Source organism: Dyella acidiphila (genome assembly GCF_014863405.1).
Classification (GTDB): domain Bacteria; phylum Pseudomonadota; class Gammaproteobacteria; order Xanthomonadales; family Rhodanobacteraceae; genus Dyella_B; species Dyella_B acidiphila.
This window is the reverse complement of sequence record NZ_JACZZA010000001.1, coordinates 95244-108083: the sequence shown is the minus strand read 5'-3', so window position 1 is coordinate 108083 and position 12840 is coordinate 95244. Positions and strand designations below refer to the sequence as shown.

Sequence of the window (12840 nt, the reverse complement as noted above, 5' to 3'; positions counted from 1 at the left end):
CCCCGCATGAAAACCATTGAAGGCGATTTCGCCACGCCCAAGGGCCGTTTTGCCATCGTCGCCGGCCGTTTCAACGGCTTTGTGGTCGAGGCGCTGGTGGCCGGCGCGCGCGATGCGCTGGTGCGCCACGGCGTGAACGACGACGCGATCGACCTGATCCGCGTGCCCGGCGCCTGGGAAATCGGCCTGGCCGCCCACAAGCTGGCGCACTCGGGCAACTATGCCGCGGTGATCGCGCTGGGCGCGGTGATCCGCGGCTCCACCCCGCACTTCGACTTCGTGGCCGGCGAATGCGCCAAGGCGCTGACCCAGGCCGCCCTCGGCTCCGGCGTGCCGGTGGCCTTCGGCGTGCTCACCACCGACACCATCGAGCAGGCGATCGAGCGCTCGGGCACCAAGGCCGGCAACAAGGGCGCGGATGCGGCCATCGCCGTGCTGGAAATGGTCAACTTGTACGGAAAGCTGTAATGAACCAGCGTCCCGAAGGCATCGATCTGGCCGCGCGCTCGCGCGCTCGTCGCCGCGCGCTGCAGGCCCTGTATGCGTGGCAGATGAGCGGCAGCAAGATGAATGCGGTCATCGACCAGTTCCGCCACGAGCAGGATATGGAAGTGGCGGACCTGGAATACTTCGAGGACTTGCTGCGCGGCGTCGAGCGCCATCTCGAAGCGATCGACGAGGCGCTCAAGCCTTATATCGACCGCGAGGTGGCGCAGATCGATCCGATCGAGCGCGCGGTGTTGCGCCTGGCCGCCTACGAACTGAAATTCCGCCCCGACGTGCCGTACCGCGTGATCATCAACGAAGCGATCGAAGTGACCAAGCGCTTCGGCGCGGATCACGGACACAGCTACGTCAATGGCGTGCTGGACAAGCTGGCCGCACAAGCGCGGGGCAGCGAAAAGCACGGTTAAGCGGATGGCATGGTCGCGCACGCGCTGCGTACGCGACCGTGCAACGGGCACTGCATTGCTTATGCACGTATAGACCGCGACATTGCTGTCGCGAACAGGCGCAGCGGCGGATTCCATGGAATTTTCCCTTATCGAGCGCATCCGCCAACGCACCGCGCAAGCGCGCGAGGATGTGCGCCTGGGGATCGGCGACGATGCAGCGCTGCTGGCCGTGCCGGCCGGACAGGAGCTGGCGGTCGCTATCGATACGCTGGTCGAGGGCGTGCATTTTCCGTCCGCAACCTCTGCGGCCGACATCGGCTGGAAAGCGCTGGCGGTCAATCTGTCCGACCTGGCGGCGATGGGGGCGACGCCCGCATGGGCATTGCTGGCGCTGAGCCTGCCCAAGGCCGACGCAAGCTTTATCGATGAACTTGCCGACGGTTTTGCGCAGCTGGCGCAACCGTATCGGCTGGCTTTGGTCGGCGGGGATACCACCCGCGGCACGCTGACCTTGAGTGTTGCCGTACACGGCTTTGTGCCGCCTGGGCTGGCCTTGCTGCGGGCAGGTGCGCAAGTGGGCGATGTCGTATTTGTCACCGGCACGCTGGGCGATGCCGCGGCGGGCCTGCGCCTGCTGCAACAGGACCATCGCGATGGCGATGCGCGTGCCGCGTATCTGATCGAACGCCTCAATCGTCCGACACCGCGTATTGCCGCGGGACTTGCACTGCGCGGTTACGCGCATGCGTGCATCGATATTTCCGATGGCCTGCTGGCCGACCTCGGACATATCTGCGCAGCCAGCCAGGTCGGCGCCGAGCTCGATGTCGCGTTGCTGCCGCGCTCGTCCGCGCTGCTGGACCTGTTCGACGATGCTTCGTCGCAGGCTTTCGCCTTGAGTGGCGGCGACGATTACGAACTGTGCTTTACCGTGCCGGCGTTGCGCGCCGCACAAGTACAGGCAGACCTGGCGCGGCTCGGCTGCGGTGTCACCCGCATCGGTCGCATCGTGGAAGGCGCGGGCGTGCGCGTGCGCGATGCGACCGGGCAATGGCTGCAACCCGCACAGCGCGGCTGGGATCATTTCGGCGCATGAACGAACGCAAGACACTTACCGCCGCGCAACGTCGCGCACTGCTGGCCACGCCGGCCGGCTGGCTCGCCTGCGGTTTCGGTTCCGGCCTTGCGCCGGTGGCGCAGGGCACGTTCGGTTCGCTGGCAGCGCTGCTGCCGTGGCTGCTGTGGCTGCGCCATGCATCCGTCTCGATCAATCTGCTGGTGATCGTGATCGGCTTTGCGATCGGCGTATGGGCTTGCGATGTATCCGGCCGCATCCTCGGTGTGGACGATCATCGCAGCCTGGTCTGGGACGAATTCATCGGCCAGTGGATCGCCTTGCTGCCGGCCTTGCTCGCGCCATGGTGGGCGCTGGCGGCGGGCTTCGCGCTGTTCCGCCTGTTCGATGTGTGGAAACCATGGCCGATCCGTTGGCTGGATCGTCACCTCAAAGGTGGACTCGGCGTGATGATCGACGACGTGATCGCAGGCGTGTTCGCCGCAGTCGTATTGTGGCTGCTGCTGCGGGTATCTTAGGCCGGCTTGGACATGACGCTGCGTTGGCGCCGGTCGTGTTCACCTTCCATCTGCCAGTCACTGCCGGAACGAGGACGAGTCATGGCCTTCGCCATCAAGAAAACAATGGTTGCATCCCTGCTGGCGTCGATGTTTTTCGCGAGCTGCGCCGCCACGGCCGGCGGCATGCAGATGGCAGAGCCGGGCGCGGCGCCTGCTGCACCGGCCGCGGCACCGGCGGCAGGATCGAGCTATTTTTCGCAGCACTTCAGCACCGACGCGCTTGGCGCAGAGGTGAAGAGCGCCGTTATCAACGCCAATCTGGCTCCGGTATCGTTCAACAAGATCGTGGTGCATACGCGCGACCAGGTCAGCAGTGCCGCGCAACCGGCCCAGCCGGGCCAGTCCAGTCCGTCTACCTACATGGTGACGGTGGTACTGGAAAATGCGGGGCATGGCTTGGTCCGCCGCATGCAGTCGGTGCAGCAGCAGAATGCCACCGCCTTCGTGCGCTTTGATCTGACGTATCGCGGTTATTTTCCGTTCCTCACCCAGACGGTGCCGGGCAATGCCAATGCACTGCCGCCGATGATCGAGGCGCGCAAGATTCTGCGCTTGGACGCCAATACGGACGGCCATATGGTGTTTGCGTACCTGTACGGCGCGAGCGGGCAGGCGGCATTTGCCGATCCGGGCCAGGTGATCTGCGACGCTGGCAGGCATTACGACGCATCGGAAATTCATCCCGCCATCCAGGGGCAGGCGCGCGAGCTGAGTTGTCAGGCGGTCGACAGCAACGGCATCGTCACCGACAAGATGACGCTGGCGTATCTGGAAAAATACGACGTGGCGCTGGTCTTGCACACGCATAATCCGGAGAGTTCGCTGGACAGCACCGTGGTCGATTTCACCGTCGAGTAACAGCGTTTGCGTACGGTTGGCTGAAACAGCAGGAGATTCCCATGCAATACCGCCGCCTTGGCCGCACCGGCTTGCAGTTGTCCGCGTTGTCTTTCGGCGCGTGGGTCACTTTCGGGCGCCAGGTGGGGCGCTCGGAAGCGCGCGAGATGATGGCGCTGGCCTGGGATAACGGCGTCAATTTTTTCGACAACGCCGAAACCTACAACCACGGCGAAGCCGAGCGCCTGATGGGCGATGTGCTGGCCGATCTGCGCTTTCCGCGCGACAGCTATTGCGTGTCCAGCAAGGTGTATTTCGGCGCGGCGGAGAAGCCGCGCCCCACCCAGCGCGGCCTGTCGCGCAAGCATGTGATCGAGGGCTGCCACCAGGCGCTCGAACGCCTGCGCGTGGGGCATCTGGATCTTTATCTGTGTCATCGCCCGGATCCGGAAACACCGGTCGAGGAAACCGTGGCGGCGATGGACACGCTGGTGCGCCAGGGCAAGATTCTCTACTGGGGCACCAGCGAGTGGCCGGCCACGGCAATTCATGAAGCGCACCGTGCCGCGCAGGCCATGCACATGTATGCGCCGGTGGTGGAGCAGCCGCAGTACAACCTGCTGCATCGCGAACGGGTGGAGCAGGAATACGCGCCGCTCTACGACAGCTACGGCATGGGCACCACCATCTGGTCGCCGCTGGCCTCGGGCCTGCTCAGCGGCAAATACAGCCAGGGCGTGCCGCAGGGATCGCGCCTGACCCAGCCGGGCTACGAATGGTTGCGCGACATGGTGCTGGGCGAGCAGGGCGAGCGCGCGGAAAAAGTGAAACAGCTACCGGCGCTCGCCGCGGAGCTGGGGGCGACCACGGCGCAGCTGGCGATCGCGTGGTGCCTGACCAATCCGCATGTCTCCACCGTCATCCTGGGCGCCAGCCGCAAGGACCAGCTGGAACAGAATCTGCGCGCGCTGGACCTGCTGCCAAAGTTCGACCAGGCCCTGAAAGAGCGGATCGAACAGCTGCTCGCCTGAGCGGTGGCGGCTCGCGGCAGGGGAGTTGACTATTAAATGAGAATAATTATCATTTGATCGTCATCCCCCGACGACGGAGCCGAGTCATGTCCACCACCGGAACGCTTACCCTTTCTCGTCCCATCCAGCCGCCCATGCTGGCCAGCGTTGATGCAAGCCCGGCCGCCACGCCGGTGCGGCGCATTTCCAGCCAGCGGCTGCTGGCCGGCGAGCGCGAGCTGGTGATCCAGCACCTGGGCAGCGAATACCACCTGCGGCTGACCCGCAACGGCAAGCTGATCCTCACCAAGTAAGCCCCGCCTGTTGCCTCCTGCGCTACGCAGAGGCACCCCCAACCTCTATCGCCAGCGCGCCGATGCGCATGCCAGCCGGAGCCGATCCAGGAGATCGCCATGTTTGGCTGGCTGGCCAACCGTTCCTCCCCGCTTTGCTGCCACGCGCCGCGCCCGCTGGTCGCGCGACGCAGCCTGCGCGTCAGCGCGCAGCATCTGATCGGCAAGCTGCCCAGTCTCGGCAGCGTGCTCTATCTGCATAACGCTTCGACCGCGCTGGTTCGCGACACCTCGCTGCCGGGCCTGCTGGTGGCCGAGCGCAGTCTGTCGCCGCTGCTCGATACATATGGGCTGATCGCCACCAGTGTCGTCACCGACGACGGCCCACGCGAATGGCTCGAATGCGTGGACCGCTCGGGCTGGATCCGTGCGCGGCTGCATCTGCTGCCCGACACCGACTATCTGGCCTGGGATGGCCTGATCAACGCATGCGCGGTGGATGACGAATTGTCGGTGCGCTCCAACGCGCCACCGCTGCGGCCCGACAGTGCGGCCGTGCTCAATTTCACGCTGCGCGAACTGGGCGGCCTGCAGTTGCTCGAACGCGGGCGTCCGGCGCCGCTGTCGCCGCTGGGCGATCGGGTTGCCGCGCGCATCGCCCAGGCCGAGTCCGCGCTGCTCTCCCGCTAGGGTCTGTCCGGACACTTGTCCATCTGTCCGCCGCACTGTCCGCGGACAGCGGCACTCTCCCGATGAGTGCCTGTAAGCGATTGAATAAGCGCTTATTTTTCAGCATCCGCCGGCTGGCACGCGGATTGCTGCGTCAGGTGTGGGGCCGCACTGTCCGCGGTCAGGGAACACACCATGATTCGTGACACTTCAGCTCAGGACCGACTCGTTCAGGTCAAGCCGAGCCCGAAGAAAAAACTTCTGTGGATCGGTGCCGCCGTGGCGGCCGTCGTCGTGCTGGCGCTGGTGATGCCCGGCATCATGCGCCTGTTTTCGGCCGATGCATCGGTGAGTGCGTCGCGGCTGGCTTTCGCCACCGTGCAGCGCGGGCCGTTTATCCGCGACATCGCTGCCGAAGGCCAGGTGGTGGCCGCGGTCAGTCCCACGCTATACGCCACCTATGGCGGCGCCGTGGTCTTGCAGGTGCACGCCGGCGACACCGTGAAGAAAGGACAGGTTCTGGCGGTGATCGACAGTCCCGAGCTGCGCAACAAGCTGGCGCAGGAGCAATCCAACGCCGACGGCATGGAAGTGGCCTATCTGCAGGCGCAGGTCGATGCGCGCAAGAAAAGCTCGGAAATGCAGAAGTCCTACGACAACGCCAAGATCGACGTGGAAACCGCCAAGCGCGACCTGGATCGCTACGAAACCGCCTACAAGGGTGGCGGCGTGCCGAAGATGGAAGTGGATCGCGCGCAGGACACCCTGGACAAGGCCAACATCACGCTGGCTCACGCCAAGAACGATCTGGGCCTGAACAACGACAGCGAGAACTTCGACGTCAAGGCGAAGAAGCTCGCGCACGATCGCCAGGTATATGTGGTGCAGGATCTGCAGCGCCAGGTCGACAACCTCAATGTGCGCTCGCCGGTGGATGGCCAGGTCGGCCAGCTGTTTATCGCCGAACGCGCCACCGTGGCCAAGGACGCACAGCTGCTCAGCGTGATCGACCTGTCCGCGCTGGAAGTGGAAGTGAAGGTGCCGGAAAGCTTTGCGCGCGACCTCGCCATCGGCATGAACGGTGAAATCAGCGGCAACGACAACACCTGGAAGGGCATCGTCAGTGCGATCTCGCCCGAAGTGGTCAATGGCGAAGTGGCGGCGCGCGTGCGCTTCGACGGCGAAACGCCCAAGCAGCTGCGCCAGAACCAGCGCCTGTCGGTGCGCATCCTGCTCGACCATCGCAACAATGTGCTGACCGTGCAGCGTGGCTCGTTCGTGGATGAATCCGGCGGCAGCTATGCCTACATCGTGCGCGACGGCATCGCCACCAAGACGCCGATCCGCGTGGGCGAAAGCAGCATCGACAAAGTGGAGATTCTCGATGGCCTGAAGGAAGGCGACAACATCGTGATCTCCGGCACCGACAATTTCAAAGGCGCACAGCGCGTCGTAATCAGCCGCTGACGGCTACCAACCAAAGGATGAAACCCATGCTGAAGATGACGCATCTGTCCAAGGTCTATCGCACCGAAGTGGTGGAAACCTACGCGCTTCGCGATTTCAACATCGATGTGAAGGAAGGCGAGTTCGTCGCCGTGACCGGCCCGTCCGGTTCGGGCAAGACCACCTTCCTCACCATCGCCGGCCTGCTGGAAACCTTCACCGGCGGCGAATACCACCTCGACAATATCGAAGTGAGCAACCTCGACGACAACGCGCGTTCGAAGATCCGCAACGAAAAGATCGGCTTCATTTTCCAGGCCTTCAACCTGATTCCCGATCTGAACGTGTTCGACAACGTCGAAGTGCCGCTGCGCTATCGCGGCATGAAGGCGCCGGAGCGCAAGGAACGCATCATGGGCGCGCTGGAGCGCGTCGGCCTGGCCTCGCGCGCCAAGCATTATCCGGCCGAACTCTCCGGCGGCCAGCAACAGCGCGTGGCGATCGCCCGCGCACTCGCCGGCAGCCCGCGCCTGCTGCTCGCCGACGAACCGACCGGCAACCTGGATACGCAGATGGCCCGCGGCGTGCTGGAACTGCTCGAAGAGATCCATCGCGAGGGCGCCACCATCGTGATGGTGACGCACGATCCGGAACTGGCCGCGCGTGCGCAGCGCAACGTGCACATCATCGATGGCCAGGTGGTGGATCTGGCGGAGGATCCGCGCTTCCACACGGCGTATACCGCTGCCGCCGGCCAAGTGCGCGGCTGATAGCGGCATCGCTGCGGACGCCGCCATTCGCGCACAAGCGGGAATGGCGGCGAGGGAACAAGGGCTTCAACGGGAACCAGCATGTTCGCCTATTACTCACAACTCGGTCTGCGCAGCCTCAGGCGCAATCCCATGCTTACCGCGTTGATGGTGATGGCCATCGGCTTTGGCGTGGCCGCCTCGATGATCACCTACTCGGTGTTCCGCGCGGTATCCGGCGATCCCATTCCGGAAAAATCCGCGCAGCTGTTCATGCCGGAAATCGACAGCTGGGGCCCGCAGCAAAACGAGCATGGCGAGCCGCCGGGTGCGCTCAACTATGTCGATGCCATGGCTTTGCTGCGCGCACACCAGGCTTCGCGCATGACGCTGATTTACCAGGTGATGCAGACGGTGCTGCCGCATGAAGCCAATGCGGTGCCCTCGGCCAGCACCGGCTACGCGGTAACAGCCGACTTTTTCACCATGTTCAATGTGACGTTCCAGTACGGTAGCGGCTGGAGCACGGCCGACGACGATGCGCGCGCCGCCGATGTGGTCATTACCGACGCCTTCAACCAGCGCATGTTCGGCGGCGCGAACAGCGTCGGCCAGAAGATCACCCTTTCCGGGCACGACTACCGCATCGTCGGCGTGACCCGGCACTGGGATCCTTCGCCGCGCTTTTACGACGTATGGAGCGAGGCCGGCTTTGACAACCCGCCGGATTTCTACTTTCTGCTCAATCGCGCGCTGGACCTGCATACCGACAACGCCGGCCGCAACAGCTGCCGCGGCCGGATCACCTACAACGGCTGGGACCAGTATCTGCAAAGCAACTGCGTCTGGCTGATGCCCTGGGTCGAGCTGGATACGGCCGCCGAGGTCACCCGCTATCACCAATTCCTGGAAGCTTATTCGGCCGACCAGCAGCGCGCCGGTCGCTTTGCCTGGGCGCCGAATGTGCGTTTGCCCGACGTGATGAAGTGGCTCGATGTGAGGGAAGTGGTGCCGCCGGAAAGCCGTATCTCGCTGGTGGTGGCGCTGAGCTTCTTCGTGATCTGCCTGGTCAACACGATCGGGCTGCTGCTGGCCAAGTTCATGCGCCGCGCCGGCGAGATCGGCGTGCGCCGCGCGTTGGGTGCGACCAGGCACGAGATCTACGCGCAGTACCTGGTGGAGGCCGCGGCGGTCGGGCTGGCCGGCGGCGTACTGGGTCTGCTGCTCACCACGGCGGGCATGTCCGGCGTGGGCCTGTTGTTCGAACCGGAGGTAGCGCGCCTGGCGCATCTGGATCTGTCGCTGATCGGCATGACCCTGATGGCGGCGATTTTTGCCACCGTGGCAGCTGCTTTCTATCCCGCCTGGCGTGCCGCGCAAGTACAGCCGGCCTGGCAATTGAAGTCGAACTGAGGCGAGCCAACGATCATGCAAATCCAGCCGATTCTCGCCGCCCTGCGCCGCCATAAAGCCGGCACCATTCTGATCGCCCTGCAGATTGCCCTGACCTTGGCCATCGTCTGCAATGCGCTGTTCATCATCAATCAGCGCCTGTCGCATCTGTCTGAGCAGAGCGGCGTCGATGAGCCGAACCTGTTCGTGATCCGAAATATGTGGGGCGAACAATATTCCACCCAGCAGGCGGTGCAGCACATCGAAGAAGATGTTGCCGCGCTGCGCCAGGTGCCGGGCGTGCAGGACGTTTCGGCCGTCAACAACTATCCGTTCGGTCCCAGCACCTGGGACAACTTCATCACGATGAAGCCGGACCAGCTTTCTCCCACCACGGACGCATCGTTCTATACGGGCGACGAAAACTTCGTGCGCACGCTCGGCTTGAAGCTGATCGCCGGACGCGATTTCCGTGCCGACGAAATTCAGGACAAGGGCCTGCGCGACAGCATCGTTCCCGCGGTCGCCATCATCAGCAAGGCGATGGCCGACAAGCTGTATCCGAACGGCGACGCGCTGGGCAAGACCTTTTACGCCATGACCAGCAGCCCGATCACTATCGTGGGCATCGTGGACGTGCTGCATCGGCAGGATGTATCGAGCTGGAGTGCCTCGTATCTGGGCGAATCGATGATCACGCCGATCCGTATCGCCATGCCCTGGGGGCTTACCTATGTGGTGCGCGCCAAGCCGGGTCAGCTGGAGGAGGCCATGCACGCCGCGCCCAAGGCGCTGTTCGCGGAAAACCGCATGCGCATGATCGATCCCAAGGACGGCTTGCTGAGCTTTGCCGAAGTGCGCCATCGCGCCTTCGAGAAGGACCGCGGCATGGCGATCCTGATGGGCATCATCTGCGTGGTGCTGCTGGCTATCACCGGCGCGGGCATCGTCGGCCTGACCAGCTTCTGGGTCGGCCAGCGGCGCAGGCAGATCGGCGTGCGCCGCGCATTGGGTGCGACGCATCGCGACATCCTGCACTACTTCATGACCGAAAACCTGCTGATCAGCCTGGGTGGCGTGGCCATCGGCGTGCTGCTGACCTTCGGCCTCAATCTCTGGCTGGTCACTCGCTTCACGCTGAACTTGCTGCCGGTGACCTACGTGCTGGCTGGCATCGTGATTCTGCTGCTGCTTGGCCAGGGCGCGGTCCTGGCGCCGGCCTTGCGTGCGTCGCGCGTGCCGCCGATCGAAGCGACGCGGCCGGCATGAGCAGGCCGCTGCACTACAAATTGTTCCACTAAGGGAGAGGACATAGATGGAGTCGATGCTTGCCTATTACCTACGCCTGGGTGTGCGCAGCTTGCGGCGCAACCCGGTGTTGACCGTGCTGATGGTGCTGGCCATCGGCGTGGGCGTGGCTGCGTCGATGACCACCTATGCGGTATTCCGCGCGGTATCGGCCAATCCGCTGCCGGATAAATCCGCACAGCTGTTTGCGCCGCTGATCGATGTGTGGGGTCCGCAGGAGCGGGGCAATGGCGACGACATCCCCGATGCGTTCACCTATACCGATGCGATGGCGCTGATGCGCGACCGCAAGGCGGCTCGGCAGACGGCGATCTACCCGTTGAACCACACGCTGATCCCGGCCGACGTCTCACGCGAACCGTTCTACGTTACCGGGTACGCCGCCTACGCCGACTTCTTTCCCATGTTCGAGACGCCGTTCGTCTACGGCGGTGGCTGGAACCGCGAGCAGGACGATGCGCGCGCAGCAGTCGTGGTGATCAGCAGCCAACTCAACCAGCAGTTGTTCGGCGGCGCCAACAGCGTGGGCCGCAGCGTGCGGCTGGACGATCATGACTACCGCATCGTGGGCGTGATGGCCGACTGGAATCCGCGTCCGCGCTTCTACGACGTGAATAACTCCGGCGGCTTCAACGATCCGCCGGATTTCATCCTGCCGTTTACGCAGGCGGTAGATACGCATACCGACACCGCCGGCAACAACAATTGCTACGGCAGTGCCGGCCGCGATCCGGGCTGGGACGGCTGGCTGCGTTCCAATTGCGTATGGGTCTCGCTCTGGGTCGAACTGCCGGACAGTGCGGCGGTGCAGGCTTATCGGGATTACCTGCAAGGCTATGGCGCCGAACAGAACCGCGCCGGCCGCTTCCATTGGCCACCCAATGCGCAACTGTTCGACCTGACCCAATGGCTGCAGCACGAAAAAGTGGTGCCGCCGGAAACGCGTATGTCGCTGCTGCTCTCGCTCGGCTTTCTGCTGGTCTGCCTGGTGAACACGGTGGGCCTGCTGTTGGCGAAGTTCATGCGCCGCGCCGGGGAAATCGGTGTGCGCCGCGCGCTCGGCGCCTCGCGGCGGGAAATCTGGACGCAGTATCTGGCCGAGGCGGCGATGGTCGGCGTGGCCGGCGGCGTTGTGGGCTTGCTGCTGACCGGCGTCGGCATGCTCAGCATCGGGCTGGTGTTCGATCCGGAGATTGCGCGCATGACGCATATGAGCGTGGGCCTGATCGGCCTGACCTTGTTGTGCGCGCTGGTCGCGACGGTGGTTGCCGCGTTCTATCCCACCTGGCGCGCGGCCCACGTGCAGCCGGCGTGGCAGCTGAAGTCTCAATGAGGCGATGACGATGCAGATCAAACCGATCCTCGCCGCACTTCGCCACCACAAGGCCGGCACCTTGCTGATCGCCGCGCAGATCGCCCTGACGCTGGCGATCGTCTGCAATGCGCTGTTCATCATTCACGCCCGACTGGTGCGCCTGCACCAGCCCAGCGGCATCGACGAAGCCAGCCTGCTGGTAATCGGCAATCAATGGGCCGGCAAGCCGGGCTCCGACCAGATGGCCTCGCTGATGGCAGCCGACCTGGATACCTTGCGCAAGGTGCCGGGCGTGGCGAATGTCTATGCCACCAACACCTTTCCGCTGGGCAACGGCGGCATGGCCCTGGGCGTCAGTCACTCGCCGGACAAGCTCAAGTCGGTGACCACTTCGGGCATCTATTTTGCCGACGAAAATGCCTTGGCCACGCTGGGCCTGAAACTGGTGGAAGGGCGCAATTTCCGGCCGGACGAAATCGGCCAGCTCGACCGGCAGGGCTATGTGAAGCCGGACGTGGTGATCATTACGCGCGCACTGGCGGCGCTCATGTTTCCGCAGCGGTCGGCGATCGGCCAGCCGATCTACATCAGCGCCAAGCCGAGCATCGTGATCGGCATCGTGGATGAGCTGCGCACGCCGTGGGTGGATACCAGTTTCGCCAAGTGGGCCGATTACTCCACCTTGATCCCGTATCGCGAGCTGACCCCGATCGTGCAGTACATCGTGCGTGTGCAGCCCGGTCAGCTGGATGAGGTCATGCATCGCGTTCGCGCTGCTTTGTATGCGGCCAATCGGCTGCGCGTGATCAGTCCCAAGGATGGTGTGCGCAGCTTCGCACAGGTCCGCGAACAGGCTTATCGCGACGACCGCGGCATGGCGATCCTGATGAGCGGCATCAGCGTGATCCTGCTGCTGATCACCGGTGCCGGCATCGTCGGCCTGACCAGTTTCTGGGTCGGCCAGCGGCGCAAGCAGATCGGCGTGCGCCGCGCGCTGGGCGCCACCCGGCACGACATTCTCAGCTACTTCCTGACCGAGAACCTGCTGATTGCAGTAGGCGGCGTAGTGCTGGGCGGGGTGCTCGCGATCGGGCTGAATCTGTGGCTGATGAAGCAATTCGAGCTGGACCGGCTGGCGCCGGGATATCTGCTGGCCGGCGTGGTGACGCTGTTGTTGCTGGGGCAGGGCGCCGTGCTGGCGCCGGCGTTGCGCGCCTCGCGCGTGCCGCCGGTGGAAGCGACGCGATCGATATGACGGAGGGATCCCCTCGCGGGGATGGTCAATAACAG

Annotated in this window: 14 protein-coding genes; all 14 read left to right on the top strand. The window is 64.2% G+C overall.

Features of this window, described 5'->3' with window-relative positions:
* Positions 1-6: 6 nt before the first annotated feature.
* The 14 genes from ribH to IGX34_RS00540 all read left to right on the top strand — a co-directional run bounded on the left by ribH (position 7) and on the right by IGX34_RS00540 (position 12805).
* Positions 7-468 carry a 6,7-dimethyl-8-ribityllumazine synthase gene (gene ribH / locus IGX34_RS00605; protein WP_192553728.1) on the top strand — a complete coding sequence of 154 codons (462 nt, stop codon included), beginning with the start codon at positions 7-9 and terminating at the stop codon, positions 466-468.
* On the top strand, positions 468-914 hold the full coding sequence (nusB, locus tag IGX34_RS00600; RefSeq protein ID WP_192553727.1) for a transcription antitermination factor NusB: 447 nt from the start codon (positions 468-470) through the stop codon (positions 912-914). Before ribH ends, nusB begins: the two co-directional genes overlap by 1 nt.
* Before the next feature lie 115 nt (positions 915-1029).
* On the top strand, positions 1030-1992 hold the full coding sequence (gene thiL / locus IGX34_RS00595) for a thiamine-phosphate kinase (RefSeq protein WP_192553726.1): 963 nt from the start codon (positions 1030-1032) through the stop codon (positions 1990-1992).
* Positions 1989-2489 carry a phosphatidylglycerophosphatase A family protein gene (locus IGX34_RS00590; RefSeq protein ID WP_192553725.1) on the top strand — a complete coding sequence of 167 codons (501 nt, stop codon included), beginning with the start codon at positions 1989-1991 and terminating at the stop codon, positions 2487-2489. The genes thiL and IGX34_RS00590 overlap by 4 nt, the downstream gene beginning before the upstream one ends.
* 81 nt (positions 2490-2570) lie before the next feature.
* On the top strand, positions 2571-3389 hold the full coding sequence (locus tag IGX34_RS00585) for a hypothetical protein (protein WP_192553724.1): 819 nt from the start codon (positions 2571-2573) through the stop codon (positions 3387-3389).
* Positions 3390-3430: 41 nt separating this feature from the next.
* The gene (locus IGX34_RS00580; RefSeq protein ID WP_192553723.1) at positions 3431-4399 is read left to right on the top strand and encodes a potassium channel beta subunit family protein; all 969 of its coding nucleotides are present in this window, start codon (positions 3431-3433) and stop codon (positions 4397-4399) included.
* A gap of 86 nt (positions 4400-4485) precedes the next feature.
* Complete coding sequence (gene hemP / locus IGX34_RS00575; RefSeq protein WP_425598763.1) at positions 4486-4692, top strand: hemin uptake protein HemP; 207 nt, start codon at positions 4486-4488, stop codon at positions 4690-4692.
* Between the two features lie 99 nt (positions 4693-4791).
* Positions 4792-5361: a hypothetical protein gene (locus IGX34_RS00570; protein ID WP_192553722.1), complete on the top strand. Its 570-nt coding sequence runs from the start codon at positions 4792-4794 to the stop codon at positions 5359-5361.
* Between the two features lie 174 nt (positions 5362-5535).
* Complete coding sequence (locus IGX34_RS00565; RefSeq protein WP_192553721.1) at positions 5536-6807, top strand: efflux RND transporter periplasmic adaptor subunit; 1272 nt, start codon at positions 5536-5538, stop codon at positions 6805-6807.
* Positions 6808-6833: 26 nt separating this feature from the next.
* The gene (locus tag IGX34_RS00560; RefSeq protein ID WP_192553720.1) at positions 6834-7556 is read left to right on the top strand and encodes an ABC transporter ATP-binding protein; all 723 of its coding nucleotides are present in this window, start codon (positions 6834-6836) and stop codon (positions 7554-7556) included.
* Positions 7557-7637: 81 nt separating this feature from the next.
* Positions 7638-8948: an ABC transporter permease gene (locus IGX34_RS00555; protein WP_192553719.1), complete on the top strand. Its 1311-nt coding sequence runs from the start codon at positions 7638-7640 to the stop codon at positions 8946-8948.
* Between the two features lie 15 nt (positions 8949-8963).
* Entirely contained in the window at positions 8964-10196 is a 1233-nt protein-coding gene (locus tag IGX34_RS00550) for an ABC transporter permease (protein ID WP_192553718.1), read from the top strand.
* Between the two features lie 55 nt (positions 10197-10251).
* Positions 10252-11568 carry an ABC transporter permease gene (locus IGX34_RS00545; protein WP_192554471.1) on the top strand — a complete coding sequence of 439 codons (1317 nt, stop codon included), beginning with the start codon at positions 10252-10254 and terminating at the stop codon, positions 11566-11568.
* 10 nt (positions 11569-11578) lie between these two features.
* Complete coding sequence (locus tag IGX34_RS00540; protein WP_338015389.1) at positions 11579-12805, top strand: ABC transporter permease; 1227 nt, start codon at positions 11579-11581, stop codon at positions 12803-12805.
* The last annotated feature ends 35 nt before the right edge of the window (positions 12806-12840 follow it).

Bases quoted from the DNA above. Each gene is read 5' to 3' on its own strand.
- ribH (WP_192553728.1), top strand. From the start codon at position 7: ATGAAAACCATTGAAGGCGATTTCGCCACGCCCAAGGGCCGTTTTGCC.
- nusB (WP_192553727.1), top strand. From the start codon at position 468: ATGAACCAGCGTCCCGAAGGCATCGATCTGGCCGCGCGCTCGCGCGCT.
- thiL (WP_192553726.1), top strand. From the start codon at position 1,030: ATGGAATTTTCCCTTATCGAGCGCATCCGCCAACGCACCGCGCAAGCG.
- IGX34_RS00590 (WP_192553725.1), top strand. From the start codon at position 1,989: ATGAACGAACGCAAGACACTTACCGCCGCGCAACGTCGCGCACTGCTG.
- IGX34_RS00585 (WP_192553724.1), top strand. From the start codon at position 2,571: ATGGCCTTCGCCATCAAGAAAACAATGGTTGCATCCCTGCTGGCGTCG.
- IGX34_RS00580 (WP_192553723.1), top strand. From the start codon at position 3,431: ATGCAATACCGCCGCCTTGGCCGCACCGGCTTGCAGTTGTCCGCGTTG.
- hemP (WP_425598763.1), top strand. From the start codon at position 4,486: ATGTCCACCACCGGAACGCTTACCCTTTCTCGTCCCATCCAGCCGCCC.
- IGX34_RS00570 (WP_192553722.1), top strand. From the start codon at position 4,792: ATGTTTGGCTGGCTGGCCAACCGTTCCTCCCCGCTTTGCTGCCACGCG.
- IGX34_RS00565 (WP_192553721.1), top strand. From the start codon at position 5,536: ATGATTCGTGACACTTCAGCTCAGGACCGACTCGTTCAGGTCAAGCCG.
- IGX34_RS00560 (WP_192553720.1), top strand. From the start codon at position 6,834: ATGCTGAAGATGACGCATCTGTCCAAGGTCTATCGCACCGAAGTGGTG.
- IGX34_RS00555 (WP_192553719.1), top strand. From the start codon at position 7,638: ATGTTCGCCTATTACTCACAACTCGGTCTGCGCAGCCTCAGGCGCAAT.
- IGX34_RS00550 (WP_192553718.1), top strand. From the start codon at position 8,964: ATGCAAATCCAGCCGATTCTCGCCGCCCTGCGCCGCCATAAAGCCGGC.
- IGX34_RS00545 (WP_192554471.1), top strand. From the start codon at position 10,252: ATGCTTGCCTATTACCTACGCCTGGGTGTGCGCAGCTTGCGGCGCAAC.
- IGX34_RS00540 (WP_338015389.1), top strand. From the start codon at position 11,579: ATGCAGATCAAACCGATCCTCGCCGCACTTCGCCACCACAAGGCCGGC.